The sequence below is a fragment of the Variovorax sp. Soil_C_26 genome, assembly GCF_057657075.1.
In genome coordinates, this window is sequence record NZ_JBDGJC010000003.1 from 350624 (window position 1) to 370721 (window position 20098).

Sequence of the window (20098 nt, forward strand, 5' to 3'; positions counted from 1 at the left end):
TCAGCGTCCTGGCGACGGCACCGGCACCGCCTGCGTGCGGTGCTGGTGCGGCCCCCAGAGCGGCACGCGCTCGAAGTCCTTCACCCAGCGCGGTATCTCGCCGGCCGCCAGCGGCATCGCGATGCCGTAGCCCTGCGCGAGCGTGCAGCCCATGGCGAGCAGGGCCTCGCCGTGCGCGAGCGTTTCCACGCCCTCGGCCACGGCGGTGCGGTCCAGCGCCTTCAGCAGCGCGAGGATGCCCTGCACGATCGCCCTGTCCTGCTCGTTTTCGAGCATGCCGCGGATGAACGACTGGTCGATCTTGACCGACGTCACCGGCAGCTGGCGCAGGTAGGTCAGCGACGAATAGCCGGTGCCGAAATCGTCGATCGCCACGGGAACGCCCAGGTCCTTGCAGGCCTCGACGAAGTTCGCCACCACCGAGAACTTGCTGATTGCGGTGGTCTCGAGGATCTCGAGTTCGAGCGTGCCGACGCCAAGGCGCGGAAAGCGCGCCAGCTGCTGCGCGAGGCGATCGACGAAATCCCAGCGCATCATGTGCTGCGGACTCACGTTCACGCTGATGGCGGTGCGCAGGCCCGCGGCGCGCCACTCGTAGGCCTGGCGCAACGCCGCGCCGATGACCCAGTCGCCCATGCGCTCGGCGAGTTCGTCGCCTTCGGTGAGCGGCACGAACTGGCCCGGCTGCAGCAGGCCGCGCTCGGGATGCTGCCAGCGGATGAGCGCCTCGACGCCGACCATGACGCCGCGCTGCATGTCGACCTTGGGCTGGTAGCAAAGAAAGAACTCATCGCGCTCCAGGCCTTCCTGGATGCGCCGGCGCGCCTTCACCAGCTGCTCGTCGACGCGCGCCTGCGGTGCATCGAAGTAATGCACGCGGCCGTCTCCGGCACGCTTGGCAAGGTAGGCGGCATGGCTCGCCTGGCGCAGCGCCAGTTCGGGCGCGGGCCCGTCGGCATCGAGCAGCCGCGCGCCCAGGCTGCCTTGCAGATCGACGGTGTGGCCGCCCCACTTCCAGGGCTTGGCCAGCTCGGCGAGCATGCGTTCGAGCACCTGGTGGCACTGCGGGCTGCCGATGGCCGCAAACACCGCGGCGAATTCGTCGCCATTCACACGCGCGAGCACGCCTTCGCGCGGCATCTGCGACCGGACGCGGCGGTGCGCCTCTTCGAGCGCCGCATTGCCCCCGGCCATGCCGAGGCGCCGGTTGATTTCGGCAAAACGGTCGAGGTCGATGAAGCACACCACCGTGCAACGCTTGCCCTCGCGCGCCCAGCCGGCGATCAGCGGGCGGAGCACTTCGTCGGGCGGGAGGCGCTTGAAACCTGCGTCGTACAGGTCCTGCGCTGAAGAGGGTGGTGGTTGGAGCGACAAAAGTCAGTGGCTGAAAAACGCAATCGATGGGACGCGGCGTGCGGCAGCCGCTTACGTTCGCATGGGACTCGCAACACCTTGACACCGGCGAGCACCGCGAAATCATATTAGAACCCTGGGTTGGCCGGGCCGCGGCGTATGCTGCGCCGGCCGCCGCCGCCGCCTTTCTTCAAAATTCCCCGAGCCCGAGAACCCAAAGATGAGCCCTGCTACCAAGGCGCCCCGTGCCGCCGCCCTTCCCGGCCAACCGGCCACTAGCGATCTGCTGGTGAACGTGCCCCGCCTCGTGGCCGCCTATTTCAGCCACCGTCCCGACCCGTCGGTGCCCGCGCAGCGCGTGGCCTTCGGCACCTCGGGGCATCGCGGTTCGTCCTTCGACAACGGGTTCAACGAATGGCATGTGCTCGCGATCAGCCAGGCCATTGCCGACCATCGCAAGAGGCAAGGCATCGACGGCCCGCTGTTCCTCGGCATCGACACGCATGCGCTTTCCACGCCCGCCTTCGACAGCGCGGTGGAAGTGCTCGCGGCCAACGGCGTCGAGCTGATGCTCTCGCAGGACGACGAGTACACGCCGACGCCGGCGGTGTCGCACGCGATCCTGCGCTACAACCACGGGCGCACCACCGGGCTGGCCGACGGCATCGTCATCACGCCGTCGCACAACCCGCCCGAGAGCGGTGGCTTCAAGTACAACCCACCCCATGGCGGCCCCGCGGGCAGCGACGTCACCTCGGCGGTCGAGGCCGCGGCCAACGGCTTTCTGGCGAACGGCCTCGAAGGCGTGAAGCGCATGCCGCTCGAGCGTGCGCTGCGCGCGTCGACCACGCACCGCCACGACTACCTCAATACCTACGTCGAAGACCTCGCGCAGGTGCTCGACATGGATGCGATCCGCGGCGTGCCGATCGAGCTCGGCGTCGATCCGCTCGGCGGCGCGGGCGTGCGCTACTGGCCCGCCATCGCCGAGCGCTACAAGCTCGAACGCCTTCACGTGCTGCGCGAGGAGGTCGACCCAACCTTCCGCTTCATGTCGCTCGACTGGGACGGCCGCATCCGGATGGACCCGTCGTCGCCCGATGCCATGCACCAGCTGATCGGCCTCAAGGAACGCTTCGGCATCGCCTTTGCCTGCGACACCGACCACGACCGCCACGGCATCGTCACGCGCAGCGCCGGCTTGCTGCAGCCCAACAACTACCTCGCCGTGATGGTCGACTACCTGTTCACGCACCGGCCGCAGTGGCCGACGCAGGCGGCGGTGGGCAAGACGGTGGTCAGCAGCCGCATGATCGATCGCGTGGCCGCCCGGCTGGGCCGCAGGCTGTACGAGGTGCCGGTGGGCTTCAAGTGGTTCGTCGACGGTCTGGTCGATGCGTCGCTCGGCTTCGGCGGCGAAGAGAGCGCGGGCGCCACCTTCCTGCGGCGCGACGGCACCGTCTGGACCACCGACAAGGACGGCATCGTGCCGGCACTGCTCTCGGCCGAGATTGCCGCGTGCACCGGCCGCGACCCCGGCGAGCGCTTTGCCGAACTGACCGAGGCCCTCGGCCGGCCGGTGGCCAACCGCGTGGATGCGGCAGCCACGGTGGCGCAGAAGAAGAAGCTTTCGGGCCTGTCGCCCGACCAGGTGAAATCCACCGAGCTCGCCGGCGAGAAGATCGAGCAGGTGCTGAGCCACGCTCCCGGCAACGCCGCGGCCATCGGCGGCCTGAAGGTGGTGACCGAGAACGGCTGGTTCGCAGCGCGGCCCTCGGGCACCGAGGACATCTACAAGATCTATGGCGAGAGCTTCAAGGGGCCGGAGCACCTGGGCCGCATCCTCGAAGAGGCGCAGCAGTTGGTCGACAAGGCGCTGGCGGGCTGAAGGCCGCGCTCCCTCCTGTCAGCGCCGGCCCTGGCCGAGGCGCATCTCGAGCCACGCGCTGTAGCGCGAGAGCCCGAAGCACAGCGTCCAGTAGATCGCCGCGATGAACAGATAGCCCTCGAGATAGAACGGCCGCCAGGTCGGGTCGCCGCCGAGCGCGAGGCCAAGAGCGCCGGTCAGCTCGAACAGCCCGACCACGGTGACCAGCGAGGTGTCCTTCAGCGTGCCGACCACGTTGTTGGTCAGCGCAGGCACCACGAGCCGCAGCGCCTGCGGCAGCACGATGTCGCGCTGCACCGGCCAGCGGCCGAAGCCCAGCGCCATGGCGGCATCGGTCTGCCCGCGCGGCACGGCCTGCAGGCCGCCGCGAATGATCTCGGCCATGTAGGCCGCGACGAACAGCGCCAGGCCCGCGAGCACGCGCACCAGCACGTCGGGCTGCCAGCCCGCGGGCCACAGCAGCGGCAGCAGGAACGACGCCATGAACAGCACCGAGATCAGCGGCACGCCGCGCACCAACTCGATGTAGCTCGCGCTCAGCGTGCGCAACACCGGCCAGTGCGAGCGGCGCCCGAGCGCCAGCAGCAGCGCGAGCGGAAAGGCCAGCGCGAGGCCCACCACCGCCAGGCCGATCGTCAGCGGCAGACCACCCCAACGGCTGGTCGGCACGTAGTCGAGGCCCATGACGCCGCCGCGCATCAGCAGCACGAACAGCCCCAGCGACACCAGCCAGAGCGGCGCCAGCCACCAGCGCCAGGTGCGCGGCCAGGCACTGAGCACGGTGACCGCCGACAGCAGCACCACCGCGATGGCTGGACGCCATTGCGCCTCGTACGGGAAGCGGCCGAACAGCATCGGGCGCCACTTCTCGGCCACCACGCCCCAGCAGGCGCCGTGCTGCAGCGCGCGGCAGGCGTCGGCGTCGGGCCGGAACACCGCATGCAGCACACCCCAGTCGACGGCCAGCCAACCACCCCATGCGAGCAGAGCGAGCAGCGCCACCGTGGCCAGCGCGCGCAACGGCGAACCCCAGAGTTCGCTCTGCCAGGCGACGGGCGTCGCGGGGTGCCTCATTGCCAGCCCCGCAGTGCGACGCGCGCGTTGTAGCGGTTCATGACGAGCGAGATCACGAGCGACAGCAGCAGGTACACCGCCATGATGATCGCGATGCACTCGAAGGCGCGGCCGTTCGAACCGATGGTGGTGTTGGCCACCGACACCAGCTCCGGATAGCCCACCGCCACCGCGAGCGACGAGTTCTTGGTCAGGCTCAGCAGCTGGTTGGTCAGCGAGGGCACGATCACGCGCAGAGCCTGCGGCAGGACCACGATGCGCAACTGCTGAACCGCACCAAAGCCCAGCGCCTGCCCGGCCAGCACCTGACCCTGCGAAACGGACAGGATGCCCGCGCGCACGATCTCGGCGACGAAGGCCGCCGAGTACAGCGACAGGCCCGCGACGATGGTCACGTACTCAGGGCTCAGCGCCGCACCGCCGAAGACGCCGAAATTCCCGAGCTCGGGCCATTCGAGGTGCGTGGGCCACCAACCGCCCTCGCCCGCCGTGGGCCAGGGCACGTTCAGGCCGCCCTTGCTGAGCCAGACGCCCGGCAGCAGGGGCACCGGCTCGGTCGGGTCGGGCAGCAGGTTGGCGATGGCGAAGGCCAGCATCAGCAGCTGCACGAGCAGCGGCACGTTACGCAGCAGCTCGACGTAGGCGGTGCAGATGCCGCGCAGCAGCACGTGCGGCGCGAGCCGGCCGATGCCGATCAGCGTGCCGAGCACGACCGAGAAGATGGCCGCCGGCACGGCCGCGCGCACCGTGTTGACGAGGCCCGCGAGGAAGGCCCGCCACGACGGCTGGCTGGCGTCGAAATCGAGCCAGCCTTCACTGATCGGAAAGCCCGCGGGCTCGGCCAGGAAGTCGAAGCCCGAGCGCACGCCGCGTGCGCGCAGCACCTCGAGCGCATGGTTCACCACCCAGACGGCACCGGCCAGCACGGCCAGCACCAGTAGCGCCTGGAGGCCCCAGGCCAGCCAGACGCCGCGGCGCGATGGCCGCCCGCTCATCGCACCGGGGGTGCGTAGATCAGGCCGCCTTTGCTCCAGAGGTTGTTGGCGCCGCGCGGCAGCTTCAGCACCGACTTGGGGCCGACGTTGCGTTCGAACATCTCGCCGTAGTTGCCCACGGCCTTGATCGCGCGGTATGACCATTCCTTGTCGAGACCGAGCAGCTTGCCGAGGTCTTCGCCGGTGCCGACGAGTCGCTGCTGCGCGGGGTCCTTGCTGGCGGCCTTGAGCTGGTCGACGTTGGCTTGCGTGACGCCGTACTCCTCGGCCTCGATGAGCGCATTCGGCACCCACTTGGTGATCGCGAACCACTCGTCGTCGCCGCGGCGGACCAGCGGCGCGAGCGGCTCCTTGGAGATCAGCTCGGGCAGGATCAGGTAGTCGTCGGGGTTCTGCGCTTCCTTGTTGCGCAGGCCCGCGAGTGCCGAGGCGTCGGTGGTGAAGGCCTGGCAGCGGCCCGAGAAGAAGGCCTTGAACGAGGCCTCGAAGCTCTCGAACACGACGGTCTTGACCGGGATGTTCTGCGCGCGGAAGTAGTCGGACACGTTCTTCTCGTTGGTGGTGCCCGACTGCGTGCAGATGGTCGCGTTCTTGAGCTGCTTGGCGCTCGTCACCTTGAGCTTCTTCGGCACCAGGAAGCCCTGGCCGTCGTAGTACGTGATGGTGGTGAAGTTGAAGCCCAGCGAGGCATCGCGCGTGAGCGTCCAGGTGGTGTTGCGCGCGAGGATGTCGATCTCGCCGGCCTGCAGGGCCGAGAAGCGCTGCTGCGAATTGAGCGGCACGAAGTCGACCTTCTTGGCATCGCCGAGCACCGCCGCGGCGATGGCCCGGCAGGTGTCGACGTCCAGGCCCGACCAGTTGCCCTGCGTGTCGGGCGCGGAGAAGCCCGCCACGCCGTTGGTCACGCCGCACTTGAGGGTGCCGCGCTGCTTGACCGCATCGAGGGTCTTGCCGGCAAGGGCCGGCGCGGCGGCGGCGACCATGGCGGCGGCGGCGGCAAGGGCGAGTGCGGGACGGAATCGGCTTTTCATTGGTGTGTTCTCCTCAACAGTAAGCAAAAGCCAGTGTACGGGGCCGCGCGGCGGCTTGCCAAAGAACGGCCGGTTGGATGCATATGCCGGATGCGATGGGCTTCGGTTTGCCCGCCGCATTCACTAACATAGAGGCCTCTCACAACTTCACCTGGAATCTGCACATGACCAAATCCGATGACACCGGCAAGCTCGTTCTGCGCGTCGCACTCGGCATTCTCATCCTGCTGCACGGCATCGCGAAGGTCGGCAAGGGCGTCGACGGCATCGGCGGCATGCTTGCGTCGCATGGCCTGCCGGCCGCCATGGCCTACCTGGTCTACGTCGGCGAGATCCTCGCGCCCGTGCTGCTGATCGTGGGCCTGTTCACGCGGCCGGCCGCGCTGGTCGTCGCACTCAACATGCTGGTCGCGATCTGGCTCGTGCACATGAAGGACCTTGGCGCGCTCAACGGCCAGGGCGGCTGGGCGCTCGAACTGCAGGGCATGTTCCTGTTCTCGGCGATTGCGATCGCGCTGTTCGGCGGTGGTCGCTTCGGGCTCGGCGGCAAATACAACTGAACCTGCAGCCGGCGACGAGCCGGCTTTTTTTTGGCCCGCCCGGGCTCAGTCGTCGTCGGCGGCGTCCAGCCCCGGAAACAGCACGTCGGTGTAGCCGAAGCGCGAGAAATCGCGCACCCGCATCGGGTAGAGCTTGCCGAGCAGGTGATCGACTTCGTGCTGCACCACGCGCGCGTGGAAGCCGCTCGCCACGCGGTCGATCGGATCGCCGTAGGGATCGAAGCCGGTGTAGCGGATGTTCGAGAAGCGCGGCACCACCCCGCGCAGGCCCGGCACCGAGAGGCAGCCTTCCCAGCCCTCTTCCTCCTCGTCGCCGACGGGCGTGATCACCGGGTTCAGCAGCACAGTGCGCGGCACGGGCGGCGCGTCGGGGTAGCGCGGGTTGACGACGTCGGTGCCGAAGATCACGAGCTGCTGGTCGACGCCGATCTGCGGTGCCGCGAGACCCGCACCATGGACCGCCGCCATCGTCTCGAACATGTCGCGCACCAGCAGGTGCAGCTCGTCGGTGTCGAAGGCGGTCACGGGCTGCGCGATGCGCAGCAGCCGCGGGTCGCCCATTTTGAGGATGTCGCGAATGGCCATGGCGCGATTATCGTGCCGGCTTTCGCAACGCCCGCGCCGCCGTTCAGGGAGGCGTCTGCTGGCCTGGGGCTTTGCTGTCGGGCGAGGTGTACAGCCGCGAACGGCCGGTGGGCGGCGGCGTACGGTAGGCCGGCACCGGCGACACGCCTGGCCGACCACCGCCGCTGCCCACGACCGGCGGCGGCGGACGACCACCACCACCGCCCCAGCCCGGACGCCCGCCACCCTGGTAGCCCGGACGGACACCAGGGTACCCAGGACGAACGCCGGGGTAGTGCGGACGGTCGTACTGGCGGCGGTCGTAGTAGCGGCGGCCGCCGTCGTAATAGCCGCCGCCCTGGATGTAGACCGGCGCCGGCACCACGACCGGATCGCCGTAGTAGGGCCCATCGGAGTAGTAGCCGCCGCCCGAGTAGTACGGGTCGCCCGGCACCGCCGCGCAGCCACCCAGCAGCGCAATGCCGCCGAGAACGATGGCAATGCCGAAAGCACGATTTCTTTGCATAGTGGCTCCTTAGTCAGCCTTTGGTGTTCAACGCCACCTTGTAGTTCCTGATGACTGCGCAGGTATGAAGTGGCGTAACCGGCGGTAACCCGCCTCGCGGGCTACGCGCCGGCGGCCGGCACGCCGTTGGCGAGGAACCCCAGCATACGCGCCTCGTCGATCACTTCGACGCCGATCTCGCGCGCCTTGTCGAGCTTGCTGCCGGCCTCTTCGCCCGCTACGAGGTAGCTTGTCTTCTTGCTGACCGAACCGGCCACCTTCGCACCTGCCGCTTCCAGCTTGTCCTTCGCTTCGTCACGGCTGAGCGTAGGAAGGGTGCCGGTGATGACGAAGGTCAGGCCCGCAAGCGGCTTCGGGGCGCGCGCGGCGGGCTCGCCCTCTTCCCAGGTCAGGCCGCAGGCGCGAAGCTGCTCGACCACCTCGCGGTTGTGGGGCTGATCGAAGAAGGTGCGCAGGCTCTGCGCAACGACCGGGCCGACGTCGTTGACCTCGAGCAGCTGTTCTTCGCTCGCGTCCATGATCGCATCGAGCTTGCCGAAGTGCTTGGCCAGGTCCTTCGCGGTGCTTTCGCCCACGTGGCGGATGCCCAGCCCGAACAGGAAACGCGGCAGCGTGGTCTTCTTCGATGCTTCGAGCGCAGCGACGAGGTTGGCGGCCGATTTCTCGGCCATGCGGTCGAGGCCCGCGAGCGTGGTGAAGCCGAGCCGGTAGAGGTCGGGCAAGGTGCGGATCAGGTTGGCGTCCACCAACTGCTCGACCAGCTTGTCGCCGAGCCCGTCGACGTCGACGGCGCGGCGCGCCGCGAAGTGCAGGATGGCCTCCTTGCGCTGCGCGGCGCAGAAGAGCCCGCCGGTGCAGCGGTAGTCGACCTCGCCCTCCTCGCGCAGCGCCTCCGATCCGCAGACGGGGCACTGGTGCGGCATGGTGAAGAGCGGCCCGCGCTCGCCCTCGGGCTTGGCGAGGCTCTCGGGCACCACGCCGACCACCTCGGGAATCACGTCGCCGGCGCGGCGCACGATGACCTTGTCGCCCACGCGCACGTCCTTGCGGCGGGCCTCGTCCTCGTTGTGCAACGTGGCATTGGTCACGGTCACGCCGCCGACGAACACCGGCGCGAGCTTGGCCACGGGCGTGAGCTTGCCGGTGCGCCCCACCTGCACCTCGATGCCAAGCACCTCGGTCATCTGCTCCTGCGCCGGGTACTTGTGCGCCACCGCCCAGCGGGGTTCGCGCGAGACGAACCCGAGCTGTCGCTGCAGCGCGATGCTGTCGACCTTGTAGACGACGCCGTCGATGTCGTAGGGCAAGGCATCGCGCTGGCGGCCGATGTTCTCGTGGAAGGCGATGAGTTCGATCGCACCGCGCGCGCGCGCCGTCTGCGCCGCCACCGGGAAGCCCCAGGCGTGGAACTGCTGCAGCCAGTCGAACTGGGTCTCGAATTGGGGCCCGCCCTCGCCGGCCGGCGTGACTTCGCCGAGGCCATAGGCAAAAAAGCTCAGCGGCCGGGCCGCCGCGATGGCCGGATCGAGTTGGCGCACCGCACCGGCCGCGGCATTGCGCGGATTGACGAACACCTTCTCGTTCTTCTGGCCGGCCGCGATCTTCTCGCGCTGGCGCTCGTTGAGCGCCTCGAAGTCGGCGCGCTTCATGTAGACCTCGCCGCGCACCTCGACCACCGGCGGAGCTTCGCCCTGCAGGCGCAGCGGGATCTCGCGCACGGTGCGGATGTTCTGGGTGACCTCTTCGCCGACTTCGCCGTCGCCGCGGGTCGCGGCCTGCACCAGCACGCCGTTTTCGTAGCGCAGGTTCATGGCGAGCCCGTCGAACTTGAGTTCGCAAACGTACTCGACCTGCGGCGCATCTTCCGCCAGGCCCAGTTCGCGGCGCACGCGCGCATCGAACGCGCTCGCGCCGCCGGGGCTGATGTCGGTCTCGGTGCGGATCGAGAGCATCGGCACCTTGTGGCGCACCTTGGCAAAGCCCTCGAGCACGCCACCGCCGACGCGCTGGGTGGGCGAATCGGGCGTGCGCAGATCGGGAAACTCGGCCTCGATGGCCTGCAACCGCTGGAACATGCGGTCGTATTCGGCGTCGGGCAGCTCGGGCGCGTCGAGCACGTAGTAGAGATGGGCGTGGCGGTGGAGCTGCTCGCTCAGTGCGGCGGCTTCGCGTGCCGCTTCGTCGCGCGTCGTCATGGGATGCCTTCCGGGAATCAGCTGAAGAGCCGCCGCGCCAGCGGCGAGCCGGCGGCGAGATCGCGCGACTCCAGCGTGTCGTAGAGCTGCTCGAGGTCGGCGCCGATCACGTCCATGGTTTCTTCGCGCAGCAACTGGCCGTCGCTGTCGGTCACCACGCCGTCCATTTCGCGGGCGAGCGTGGCGGCGGCATCGCGCATGCGCTGGAACGGCTGCTCGGCGCGGTCGACCTGCGGCACGTCCAGGCTCAGGCTGAGCTCGCGGATCGCCGATTGCGCGGGGTCGTCGGCCAGCGCGGCCTGGGTGTCGAACGAAAGCCCGAGGATCGGCGGCAGCCCGGCCTCGCTCGTGGGCAGCACCATGCGGCCCGGGATGATGCCGGCCACGAAGCCCAGCCGCGCCGCGTTCTGCTGCACGTAGCCGGGGCTCCAGGCCGCATGCAGCGCGCGCAGCACGAAGCCGAGTTGCGCGTCGTGCGCGCTGGCGAACTGGTCGAGCTCGCGCGCGCGCGCCACCTCGTCGAGCATCTCGGGGATCTCGAGCGCCCCGTTCACCGCATCGGCAAAGGCCTGCGCCTTGACGACGAATTCGGAGTATTCGATCTCGTTGAGCGCCCCGATACGGTTGGCCAGCTGCACGCCGACCTGGAACGCGCTGTAGCGCTGGCCCGCCACGGGGGGCTCCCATTGGCCCGTGTGCTCGTTCTGGCCCTCGATGGCCACGGGCTTGCTGCCCGCGCGGCGCGTCGGCGGCATGGCGGCAATCGCCGCATCGCCCGAGGCCAGACCTTCGAGCGACACCGAGGCGATCACGTCGATGAGCGGATCGAGCCCGCCGCGGCGCTCGGCCGCGGGCAGCTGGTTGGGCGCCGGCGCGGGCAGGTCCGGATCGAACAGCGGCTCGTGGCGCTCGTGGCTCGGTGCCGCGTGCGGATCGGTGCGGAGCACCGGCTCCATCCCGTCGGCCGAGGATGCGCGCCGTTGTTCCGCGTCGGACGGGTCACCGCCGCCGGCCGCGTCGGGCTGGCGCGGCGCCTGGCGGCGCGAGGTGAGTGTGTTGTAGGCCACAACGGCCGCGAGGACGAGGCCACCGAGGATGGCCAGGGCGAGAGTGAGATTGCTCATGCGCTGCCCGGCTCAAGCAGCCTCGACCATCGACACGGCCGATTCCATGTCGACCGCGACGATGCGCGAGACGCCCTGCTCCTGCATCGTCACGCCGATCAGCTGTTCGGCCATTTCCATGGCGATCTTGTTGTGGCTGATGAAGAGGAACTGGGTTTCGCGGCTCATGGCGGTCACGAGTTTGGCATAGCGCTCGGTGTTCGCGTCGTCGAGCGGCGCGTCGACCTCGTCGAGCAGGCAGAACGGCGCCGGGTTTAGCTGGAAGATCGCGAACACCAGCGCAATCGCGGTGAGCGCCTTCTCGCCGCCCGAGAGCAAATGGATGGTCTGGTTCTTCTTGCCGGGAGGCTGCGCGAGCACCTGCACGCCGGCATCGAGGATCTCGTCGCCCGTCATCACGAGCCGCGCGTTGCCGCCGCCGAAGAGCTCGGGGAACATGCGGCTGAAGTGCTCGTTCACGATCTTGAAGGTGCCGCCGAGCAGGTCACGCGTCTCGGCGTCGATCTTGCGAATGGCGTCTTCGAGCGTGCCGATGGCTTCGTTCAGGTCGGCCGACTGCGCATCGAGGAAGGTCTTGCGCTCGCGCGCCACGGTGAGCTCGTCGAGCGCCGCGAGGTTGACCGCGCCGAGCGCCGCGACTTCGCGGTTCAGGCGATCGATCTCGCCCTGCAGCCCCGTGAGGCGAACCTTGTCGACCTCGATCGACTGCGCCACGGCCTCGAGGTCGGCGCCGGCATCGTCGAGCAGTTGCTGGTACTGCTCGACGCCCAGGCGTGCGGCCTGTTCCTTGAGCTGGAATTCGGTGATGCGCTGGCGCAGCGGATCGAGCTCGCGCTCGAGTTGCAGCCGGCGCTCGTCGCTCGCGCGCAGCTTCATCGTGAGGTCGTCGTACTGGCTGCGCGCTGCCCCCAGCGAGGCCTCGCGCTCCAGCTTGAGCGCCAGCGCATCCTGCAGGCCGGCCTGGGCGGCTGCGTCGGACAGGCGACCGAGTTCGGCCCGCGCGCGCTCGTCCTCGTCGGTGAGCGCGACGACCTGCTGCGCGGCAGTCTCGATCGCGCGGTTAAGTTCGCCGCGGCGTGCTTCGAGCGTGCGCTGCGAGAAGGTGGCCTCCTGCGCCTTGCGTTCGAGGCTGCGGTGCTGCTCGCGGCTGGCAGTCAGCGCGCGGCCGGCTTCGATCACGCGCTCGTCGAGTTGGGCATGGCGCTCCTGCGCATCGGCGAGCTGCATGTCGAGCTCTTCGAAGCGGCCTTCGGCCGCGATGCGCTTTTCCTGCAGTTCCTCGAGCTGCGCGTCGACCTCGGCCAGGTCGGTGGCGAGCTGCTCGCTGCGGGCGCGCGTCTGCTCGGCCAGCTGCGTCATGCGCAGCGTCTCGACCTGCAGCCCGTGCGCGCGCGATTGCGTCTCGGCCGCTTCGCGGCGCGCACTCACGAGGCGCTGGGCCGCGTCGGCATAGGCGGCTTCGGCACGGACCAGCGCGGTGCGCGCCTCTTCGTTGATGAGCGTCTGCGCGCGCAGCTGGCGCTCGAGGTTCTCCATTTCCTGCTGACGCGCGAGCAGGCCGGCCTGCTCGGAATCGGGCGCATAGAGGTTCACGCTGTGCGAGTACACGGCATGGCCGCTTTGCACGTAGATGACCTCGCCGGGCTGCAGCGCGCCGCGCTGCGCGAGCGCCTCTTCGAAGCTCTGGGCGGTGTAGCAGCCGCGCAGCCAGTCGGTCATGAGGGCCTGCAACCCCGCATCGTTGAGCCGCAGCAGGCTCGACAGGCGCGTCAGCGCGCTGCCGCCCGCGTCCGGCGGCGCACCGGCGGGTGGCGGGCTGTAGAACGCCAGCTTGGCCGGCGGCGCATCGTTGCCGAAGGCGCGCACCATGTCGAGCCGGCTGACTTCGAGCGCGCCCAGCCGTTCGCGCAGCGCGGCCTCGAGCGCGTTCTCCCAGCCCTGCTCGATATGGATGCGGCTCCAGAGGCCCTGCATGCCTTCGAGGCCATGCTTGGCAAGCCAGGGTGCGAGCTTGCCGTCGGTCTTGACGCGCTCCTGCAGCGCGCGCAGTGCCTCGAGCCGTGCCGACAGCTCGGCATGGCGTGCGCCTTCGGTATTGACGGCCTGCTGCTTCGCGCGGCGGTCGTCGTCGAGCTGGGGCACCGATTCCTGCAGTTCGTGCAGCCGGGCCTCGGCCTCGCTCGCCGCTTCCTGTGCGGCCGCATGGTCTTCCTGCATCGCCTGCAGGCGGGCTTCGTCGGGTGCGGCCAGCGCATTCTGGTCGGCACGCAGGCGCTCGCCGCGCAGCGTGAGCTGCCGTGTCTGGTCCTCGATGTTGCGCTGGTCGGCGGCCAGCACCTGGATCTGCTGCTGCACCTGCACCACGGCGGCGCGCTGCGCATTGGCCTCGTCCTGCGCGCGCTGCTGCGCTTCCTCGAGCTCAGGCATGCGGGCGTCGTGCTCCTCGAGCTGGGCAGCCAGCAGCACGGCCTGTTCCTCGGCGTCCACGCCCTGGCCAGCCAGCGTCTCGATCTCGGCTTCGGCATCGGTGCGGCGGGTGTCCCACTGGCCGATCTGTTCGCGCAGCTGGACCAGCCGCTGCTCCACGCGCTGGCGCCCCTCGACCACGAAGCGGATCTCGCCCTCGAGGCGCCCGACCTCGGCGCTCGCCTCGTAGAGCTTGCCCTGGGCCTGGTTGACCTGGTCGCCGGCCGCGTAATGGGCCTGGCGCACCGTCTCGAGCTCGGATTCGACGCGGCGCAGGTCGGCCGTGCGCGATTCGAGGTCGTTGATCGCCTTTTCCGCGTCGACCTTGATCTTGGCCTGGTCGGCGTCGCTCTCGCTGCGCTTGAGGAACCACAGCTGGTGCTGCTTCTTGGTGGCGTCGCCCTGCAGCGTGTTGTAGCGCGCCGCCACCTCGGCCTGCTTCTCGAGCTTTTCGAGGTTCGCATTGAGTTCACGCAGGATGTCTTCGACCCGCGTAAGGTTCTCGCGCGTGTCGCCGAGCCGGTTCTCGGTTTCGCGCCGGCGCTCCTTGTACTTGGAGACGCCCGCGGCTTCTTCGAGGAACAGCCGCAGTTCTTCGGGCTTGGATTCGATGATCCGGCTGATTGTGCCCTGCCCGATGATCGCGTAGGCGCGCGGCCCGAGGCCCGTGCCCAGGAACACGTCCTGCACGTCGCGTCGGCGCACCGGCTGGTTGTTGATGAAGTAGCTGCTGGTGCCGTCGCGCGTGAGCACGCGCCGCACCGCGATTTCGCTGAACTGGTTCCACTGGCCGCCCGCGCGGTGGTCGGCGTTGTCGAACACCAGCTCCACGCTCGAGCGGCTTGCCTGCTTGCGCGTGGTCGTGCCGTTGAAGATCACGTCCTGCATCGACTCGCCGCGCAGCTCCGACGCGCGCGATTCGCCGAGCACCCAGCGCACCGCATCCATGATGTTCGACTTGCCGCAGCCATTGGGCCCGACCACGCCTACCAGTTGACCCGGCAGCAGGAAGTTGGTGGGTTCGGCGAACGACTTGAAGCCCGAGAGCTTGATGGAATTGAGACGCACGACTTGTCGGCCTGGCTTGGCAAAGCGCCAAGGTGTTGATTTGTAAGGAAATTTGCACGGGCCTGCCGCTCGAGGCAGGCCGCCGCGCAAGCCGTGGATGATAACGTCAGGGGCATGAGCGATTCCTCGTTGTTTCCCCCCTCTGCCGGGCGCCGCGCCTGCCTGCTCGCGGGTGCGGCGTCCCTGTTGGGCCTCGGCGGCTGCGCCGCCGTTCGTTCGACCGAGCGAGCCCAGCCCTATGGCAACCAGGAATGGCTGCAGTCGAGCGCCAACCGCATTGCCAACCTCTCGCTGCGCGACAACCTGCAGTCGATACGGCGCGTGCAGATCACGCTGTACCGCCGCAATCCGCGCGAATGGCGCAAATCGGGCGCCAGCATGGAAGCGGCCATCCAGCGCGCCTGGGATGCGGTGGGCACCAGCGAGGCCGCGTTGCCCGAACTGCGCGGCGCCACCGGCATCGACGCCATCCGCATGGCCTTCGACACCGGCCCGCAGGGTTACCAGGGCGACCGGGTGGCGGCACTGGTAGTCGGCTGGGCCACCATGCTCAAGCAGGCCAACGGCGACACCTGGGAGCAGACCATGCTCGACGGTGTCAACGCCGAGAACAGCTACCGGGCTGCGCGCAACTTCGAGATATCGCTCTGGCTGATCGCCTCGAAGACCGGCCCCGACGGCCAGCCGCTGCTGCTGGCCACCGAGATCAGCGAACGCGGACGCAACCTCGTGGCCGACCGCGAACTCTCGAAGGTGGTGGCCCGGCTCGACCTGCTGGCCGCACAAGCCGACGAGAAGTACCGGCGGGCGGCGCTCGATTTCGGGCAGAACTGGGTCATGGGCGTGGTCATGCCGTTCTTCACGCTGGTGCCGCGCTAGGCAGACAACGGAAATATGTTTCCGAAATGGCGTTTTGCGGTAATATCTTTCCGTGACCAAACAAGAGTTCATCGCCGCCCTCGCCGCCCGCCGCGACGCCACGGGCCTGACCCATGCGCAGATCGCGCAGCGCTCGGGTCTGACCGAGCGGTCGGTCCGCAATGCACTGAGTCTTGCGGGAAACCCGCAGATGTCGTCCTTGCTGGCGCTGGTCGATGCCTTGGGGCTCGAACTGCAGCTCGCGCCGAAGGGTTTTGGCGGGCAGGCCGAAGCCGACGCCGGCTATCGACCGGTGCCCACGCGTATCGGCCACGCGGTGGGGGGGGCGGTTGCGCCGCCCACATCCTCCAAGCCGGCAGGGAAGCGCTCGCCGTGAATGTCAAGATCCTGGAGATCTCACTGGGCGCCCGCCGTTTCGGCAAGCTGTTCCAGTACGCCGACCTGTGCCGCTTCGTGGCCGAGCCCGAACTCGTCGCCGACCCGCCGGCCGAAGTGCTGTCGCTGTCGATGGTGGCCAGCGATCCCTCGGCGCAGGCCGCGCTGTGGAGCGACGTGAAGAACCCGCTGTTCAATGCCCAAGGCGGGCCGTTGCCGCCCTTCTTCCAGAACCTGCTGCCCGAAGGCGTGCTGCGCAGCCACATCGCGCAATTGCGCGGCTGCCGCGAAAACGACCATTTCGAGCTTCTGGCTGCCTGCGGCGGCGACCTGCCCGGCGCCGTGAGCGCCCGGCCCGTGGCGGTCGACCGCGGCACGCTGCAGCGGCTCATCACGCAGGACCAGGACGCGCTCGAGATGTCGGTGGTCGAACTGCCTTTGCCGCAGGGCATCTCGGTCTCGGGCGTGCAGCCCAAGCTCGGACTGCGGCGCCAGGGCGGGCGCTACGTGGCACGTACCCGGGCGGGCGCCAGCACGCGCGTGATCGCCAAGCTGCCCATGGCCGGGCGGCCGCACATGCCGCAGCTCGAGATGCTCTCTCTGCAGCTGGCGGGCGCCGCGGGTGTCGAGGTCTGCCATGCCGAGCTCGCGCCGTTGTCGGCCATTTCGGCCGAGCACAGCTACGCGCTGCCCGATGAGCCCGAATTCCTCGCGGTGACCCGCTTCGACCGCGAGGGCGCGCGCCGCATCCATTTCGAGGATTTCGCGCAGGTTCTCGCGATCGATCCGATGCACAAGTACAGCGCCAGCTACCTCGACATGGCGCTCGCGATGCGCGCCTTTCCGTCGATGGGTGAAGACGCCGTGCTCGAACTGCTGCGCCGCCTGGCGGTGAACGACCTGCTCGGCAATCCCGACGCCCACCTGAAGAATTTCGGCGTGCTGTACCCCGACGGCGCGGCGCCCCGGCTGGCGCCGGCCTACGACATCGTCGCCTACGCGGCGCTGCAGGGCGTCGAAGGCCACGCACTGCCGCTGCTGCCCGATGCCCGCACGCCGCGGCGCACGGCGCTGTTCACGCCAGCGAACATCCGCGCGTTCTGCGGCTCGGCCGGCGTGCACGAGCCGTTGGCGCGGCGGGTGGTCGCGGAAACCGCGCGCCGCGCGCGCAGCGCCTGGCCCGAAATGATCGAGGCGTCGACCTTGCCTGCGGCGTGGAAGAAGCGGCTGCAGCAGCGGCTGCAGGGGCATGCGCTGCTGCAGGGGATGGCGAAGCGGGGCAAGTAGTCGAGCGGCGGCGTCATGCCGCGGCCAACCGCCTCTTAGGCGAACAACCCCTTGTGCTGCTCCCGCAGCAATGCCTTCTGCACTTTTCCCATCGCATTGCGCGGCAATTCGCCCACGACGAAGCAGCGTTTCGGAATCTTGAAGTTCGCGAGCTTTGCCTTGAGCTCTGCCACGATCGCATCGGCGTCGAGCACCGCTCCCGGCTTGGCAATGACGATCGCTACGCCGACTTCGCCGAAGTCGGGGTGCGGCACGCCGACCACCGCGCTCTCGGCCACGCCCGGCAGCTCGTTGATGTAGCCCTCGATCTCGGCCGGATAGACGTTGTAGCCGCCGCTGATGATCAGGTCCTTGCTGCGCCCGACGATCGTGATGTAGCCGCGGCCGTCGATCTTGCCGACGTCGCCGGTCTTGAAGAAGCCGTCGGCGGTGAACTCTTCCCTGGTTTTCTCCGGCATGCGCCAGTAGCCCGCGAACACGTTCGGGCCGCTGACCTCGATGTTGCCGATCTCGTCGGTGGTGCAGTCGCGCCCGGCATCGTCGCGCACGCGCAACTGCACACCGGGCAGCGCGAACCCGACAGTCCCGCCGCGGCGTTCGCCCTGCGCCGGGTTGTAGGGGTTGGACGCGAGCATGATCGTCTCGCTCATGCCGTAGCGCTCGAGGATCGTGTGGCCCGTGCGCTCGCGCCATTCGTCGAAGGTCTCGATCAGGAGCGGTGCCGAGCCGGCCACGAAGAGCCGCATGTTGCGCACCGCCTCGCGCGTGAGCCCGGGTTCGGCGAGCAGCCGCACGTAGAGCGTGGGCACGCCCATGAACACCGTGGCCTCAGGCAGCTTCTCGACCACGCGCTTCGGATCGAACTTTGCCAGCCAGATCATCTTGCTGCCATTGAGCAGCGCGCCGTGCAGCGCGACGAAGAGACCATGCACATGGAAGATCGGCAGCGCGTGGATCAGCACGTCGCCGCGGGTCCAGCCCCAATAGTCCTTGAGCACTTCGGCGTTCGACAGCAGGTTGCCGTGCGTGAGCATGGCGCCCTTGCTGCGGCCGGTGGTCCCGCTGGTGTAGAGGATCGCAGCCAGGTCGTCCGCCTTCCTGTGCGCGGCGGTGTGCTGGTCGCTGCACTGGGCAGCGACCTCGAGCAGCGTGCCGGTCCGGTCGTCGTCGAGCGTGAACACATGATGCGTGCCGGCGGCATTGGCGATCGGCCCGACCCAGGCGGCGTTGCGGCTGGTGCACACCACCACGGCGGGCTCGGCATTGCCGATGAAGTATTCGATCTCGGCGCTCTGGTACGCGGTGTTGAGCGGCAGGAACACATAGCCCGCGCGCAGCGTGGCGAGGTACAGGATCATGGCCTCGACAGACTTCTCGACCTGCACCGCGATGCGGGCGCCCTCCTCCAGGCCGAGTGCGTCGAGCAGGTTGGCGATCATCGCGCTCGCGCGGTCGAGGTCGCGCCACGAATAGAACAGCCCGTTGTCGGTTTCGACGGCAATGGCGTCGAGGTCGGCGGGAAAGGCCGCGCGCAGGGCGGCGAACAGGTTGGGGTTGGCTTTCGTCTTCATGGTGCAGGTACGTCGTCGAAAATTCGGTGAATGCCGGGCGACGAAAGCGCCGATGCCTTCGTCGCCCGGCGGGTCGTCACTCGAGCTTGGCGCCCGACGCCTTCACCACGGTGGCCCAGCGCTTGATCTCGGAGTTCACGAAGCCACCGTAGGACGCCATCGTCAGGTTGGGGATCTCGGCGCCGTTCTGGGTCCAGATCGCCTTCAGCTCGTCGGTTGCGAGCGCCTTCTTCATGTCGTCGACGATGCGCGCCTGCACGTCGGCCGGTGTGCCCTTGGGCGCCCAGAGCCCGTACCAGGTGGTCACGGTGTAGTCGGGCAGCCCGACCTCGGCCGCGCAGGGCACGTCGGGGAACGCGGGGTTGCGCTTGGCGCCCGCGACCATCAGCGCCTTGATGCGGCCACCCTTGATGTGCTGGGCCGACGAACCGAGGCCGTCGAACATCAGGTCGACATTGCCGGCGATCAGGTCCGACAGCGCCGGGCCCGCGCCGCGGTACGGGATGTGGGTGATGAAGGTGCCGGTCTGCAGCTTGAACAGCTCGCCCGCGAGGTGGTGCGAGGTGCCCGCGCCTGCCGATCCGTAGTTGAGCTTGCCCGGATTGCGCTTGACAGCCGCCACGAACTCCTGGAGCGTGTTGGCCGTCACGCGGCGCGGATTGACCACCACCACCTGCGGCACGTTGGCCAGCAGCATCAGCGGCACGAAGTCCTTCTCGAGGTCGTAGTCGAGCCGCGGGTAGATCGAGGGTGCGATGGCATGGTGCACCGCGCCCATGAAGAGCGTGTAGCCATCGCCCTGCGCCTTGGCCGCGATGCTGGCCCCGACCGTGCCGCCGGCACCGCCGCGGTTGTCGACGACCAGCGTCTGCCCGGCCACCTTAGCGAACTGGGCCGAAAGCGGCCGTGCGAACGCGTCGGTGCCGCCGCCGGCCGGGAACGGCACGACCATGTTCACCGGCCTGTTGGGCCAGCCTCCGGCCTGCGCCCGCGCGCCGGTGCCGCACAGCACGGCAGCACCGGCCGCAGCCAGCCGCAGCACGTCGCGTCGTTGAAAACTCTGAGTCATCTGTCATCTCCTGTCGTTGTGGATTGCCGCGCCATGCGGCCGCCGGCGCCTCACGCGCCGGACTTTCTTCTTT

General features: G+C 68.9%; 16 protein-coding genes. 5 read left to right on the forward strand and 11 right to left on the reverse strand.

What is annotated here, in order from left to right; translation table 11 throughout:
- Complete coding sequence (locus AC3A6G_RS11115; RefSeq protein ID WP_487873625.1) at window positions 1–1374, reverse strand: putative bifunctional diguanylate cyclase/phosphodiesterase; 1374 nt, start codon at window positions 1372–1374, stop codon at window positions 1–3.
- 199 nt (window positions 1375–1573) lie between these two features.
- On the opposite strand from AC3A6G_RS11115, the gene pgm reads away from it, so the two are divergent.
- Window positions 1574–3241, forward strand: a complete 1668-nt coding sequence (gene pgm, locus AC3A6G_RS11120; protein WP_487859021.1) for a phosphoglucomutase (alpha-D-glucose-1,6-bisphosphate-dependent) — start codon at window positions 1574–1576, stop codon at window positions 3239–3241.
- A gap of 18 nt (window positions 3242–3259) precedes the next feature.
- Here pgm and AC3A6G_RS11125 read toward each other — a convergent pair whose 3' ends face one another.
- From AC3A6G_RS11125 to AC3A6G_RS11135, 3 genes are read right to left on the reverse strand one after another with little or no spacing between them, the layout of a single operon-like run.
- On the reverse strand, window positions 3260–4315 hold the full coding sequence (locus tag AC3A6G_RS11125; protein ID WP_487859020.1) for an amino acid ABC transporter permease: 1056 nt from the start codon (window positions 4313–4315) through the stop codon (window positions 3260–3262).
- Window positions 4312–5310: an ABC transporter permease subunit gene (locus AC3A6G_RS11130; protein WP_487863832.1), complete on the reverse strand. Its 999-nt coding sequence runs from the start codon at window positions 5308–5310 to the stop codon at window positions 4312–4314. Before AC3A6G_RS11130 ends, AC3A6G_RS11125 begins: the two co-directional genes overlap by 4 nt.
- The gene (locus tag AC3A6G_RS11135; RefSeq protein ID WP_487873626.1) at window positions 5307–6341 is read right to left on the reverse strand and encodes an amino acid ABC transporter substrate-binding protein; all 1035 of its coding nucleotides are present in this window, start codon (window positions 6339–6341) and stop codon (window positions 5307–5309) included. The genes AC3A6G_RS11130 and AC3A6G_RS11135 overlap by 4 nt, the downstream gene beginning before the upstream one ends.
- A 164-nt stretch (window positions 6342–6505) precedes the next feature.
- Here AC3A6G_RS11135 and AC3A6G_RS11140 point away from each other — a divergent pair, with 164 nt between their 5' ends.
- The gene (locus AC3A6G_RS11140) at window positions 6506–6901 is read left to right on the forward strand and encodes a DoxX family protein (RefSeq protein ID WP_487859017.1); all 396 of its coding nucleotides are present in this window, start codon (window positions 6506–6508) and stop codon (window positions 6899–6901) included.
- 45 nt (window positions 6902–6946) lie between these two features.
- Here AC3A6G_RS11140 and def read toward each other — a convergent pair whose 3' ends face one another.
- The 5 genes from def to smc form a co-directional block, all read right to left on the reverse strand.
- Window positions 6947–7486, reverse strand: a complete 540-nt coding sequence (gene def / locus AC3A6G_RS11145) for a peptide deformylase (protein WP_487873627.1) — start codon at window positions 7484–7486, stop codon at window positions 6947–6949.
- Between the two features lie 43 nt (window positions 7487–7529).
- On the reverse strand, window positions 7530–7991 hold the full coding sequence (locus AC3A6G_RS11150; protein ID WP_487859015.1) for a hypothetical protein: 462 nt from the start codon (window positions 7989–7991) through the stop codon (window positions 7530–7532).
- A 101-nt stretch (window positions 7992–8092) separates the two neighbouring features.
- A complete protein-coding gene (gene ligA / locus AC3A6G_RS11155; RefSeq protein WP_487863828.1) occupies window positions 8093–10186 on the reverse strand; it encodes an NAD-dependent DNA ligase LigA in 2094 nt (697 codons plus the stop codon).
- A gap of 17 nt (window positions 10187–10203) precedes the next feature.
- Entirely contained in the window at window positions 10204–11310 is a 1107-nt protein-coding gene (locus AC3A6G_RS11160; protein WP_487873628.1) for a cell division protein ZipA C-terminal FtsZ-binding domain-containing protein, read from the reverse strand.
- A 12-nt stretch (window positions 11311–11322) separates the two neighbouring features.
- Window positions 11323–14844 (reverse strand): chromosome segregation protein SMC, encoded by a 3522-nt coding sequence (gene smc, locus AC3A6G_RS11165; RefSeq protein WP_487859012.1) that lies wholly within the window; start codon window positions 14842–14844, stop codon window positions 11323–11325.
- 114 nt (window positions 14845–14958) lie between these two features.
- Between smc and AC3A6G_RS11170 the strand changes: the two genes are divergently transcribed.
- Genes AC3A6G_RS11170 through AC3A6G_RS11180 form a run of 3 tightly spaced genes read left to right on the forward strand, consistent with a single transcriptional unit; the run spans window position 14959 to window position 17385 of the window.
- Window positions 14959–15723, forward strand: a complete 765-nt coding sequence (locus tag AC3A6G_RS11170; protein ID WP_487873629.1) for a hypothetical protein — start codon at window positions 14959–14961, stop codon at window positions 15721–15723.
- A 52-nt stretch (window positions 15724–15775) separates the two neighbouring features.
- A complete protein-coding gene (locus AC3A6G_RS11175; RefSeq protein ID WP_487873630.1) occupies window positions 15776–16099 on the forward strand; it encodes a helix-turn-helix domain-containing protein in 324 nt (107 codons plus the stop codon).
- On the forward strand, window positions 16096–17385 hold the full coding sequence (locus tag AC3A6G_RS11180; RefSeq protein ID WP_487863824.1) for a type II toxin-antitoxin system HipA family toxin: 1290 nt from the start codon (window positions 16096–16098) through the stop codon (window positions 17383–17385). Before AC3A6G_RS11175 ends, AC3A6G_RS11180 begins: the two co-directional genes overlap by 4 nt.
- 35 nt (window positions 17386–17420) lie before the next feature.
- Here the strand turns inward: AC3A6G_RS11180 and AC3A6G_RS11185 are convergent, their stop codons facing one another.
- Both AC3A6G_RS11185 and AC3A6G_RS11190 read right to left on the reverse strand, forming a co-directional pair.
- Complete coding sequence (locus tag AC3A6G_RS11185) at window positions 17421–18956, reverse strand: malonate--CoA ligase (protein ID WP_487873631.1); 1536 nt, start codon at window positions 18954–18956, stop codon at window positions 17421–17423.
- Window positions 18957–19032: 76 nt separating this feature from the next.
- On the reverse strand, window positions 19033–20025 hold the full coding sequence (locus tag AC3A6G_RS11190; RefSeq protein WP_487863823.1) for a Bug family tripartite tricarboxylate transporter substrate binding protein: 993 nt from the start codon (window positions 20023–20025) through the stop codon (window positions 19033–19035).
- Between the last annotated feature and the right edge of the window lie 73 nt (window positions 20026–20098).